Origin of the sequence: Burkholderia sp. DN3021, assembly GCF_049805555.1 — a bacterium.
Classification (GTDB): domain Bacteria; phylum Pseudomonadota; class Gammaproteobacteria; order Burkholderiales; family Burkholderiaceae; genus Burkholderia; species Burkholderia pyrrocinia_C.
On sequence record NZ_JBNCAB010000251.1, the window covers coordinates 1 to 872 of the forward strand.

Annotated in this window: 1 protein-coding gene; it reads left to right on the forward strand. The window is 60.7% G+C overall.

All coding sequences use genetic code 11. The features are described 5' to 3' along the window. On the forward strand, nt 1–751 hold a 751-nt coding region (locus tag ACPUER_RS36930; RefSeq protein ID WP_425133601.1), incomplete at its 5' end, for an IS3 family transposase. Nucleotides 752–872 lie beyond the last annotated feature (121 nt).

Here is an 872-nt window from a genome sequence, read left to right on the forward strand (position 1 = left end):
CGCCAGGGCGCAGGCCAACGAGGCGCTGGACGTCGAAGTGGCGGCCATCTACCGAGCCAGTCGCGGCAGCTATGGCCGCCCCCGTATCGTGCGGCAATTGCGCGCCCAAGGCCGTCCGGTGAGCGCTGAGCGTGTTCGACGTAGTTTGCAGCGCCAAGGCCTGCGCCCGGTCTACAAGCGACCGTATCGCGTCACGACGGACTCGACACATAGCCTACCAGTGGCACCAAATCTGCTTGATCGTCGCTTCGATGGCTGGCAACCAAATCAGGCGTGGGTGAGTGACATCACGTTCATCGCCACCGACGAAGGCTGGCTGTTTCTCGCGGCGATCCTCGATCTGGCAAGCCGGCGTATCGTCGGCTGGTCGATGTCGGAGCGGATCAACGCGGATCTGGTCTGCCAAGCATTACGCAGTGCATACTGGCAACGCAAACCCGGGTCCGGATTACTGCTGCATTCGGATAGAGGTAGTCAATATGCCAGCTGGGCGTATCGCGATCTGGCCGCCGAATTCGGCATGACGGTGTCGATGAGCCGGCGTGCAAACGCGTGGGACAACGTGCCGATGGAGAGCTTCTTTAAAACCCTGAAGGTCGAACGCATTTACCAAACGCGCTACGAAACCCGCGCTCAGGCTCGCCTGGACATCGTCGACTGGATCGAGGGCTATTACAATCGACAGCGCATGCACACGTCGATCGACTACTGCACTCCCGTCGAATACGAAACCCTACGCGCTGCTGCATGACATGCTGTACGTGAAAACAAGGCAGGGTCAGTCGGCAATCACGCAGTCGACGGGCGCATCGACCGCCAGCACGGCATCCAATCCTGCCTCGTCGGACACATCGTCCTCGGTGACCACGATG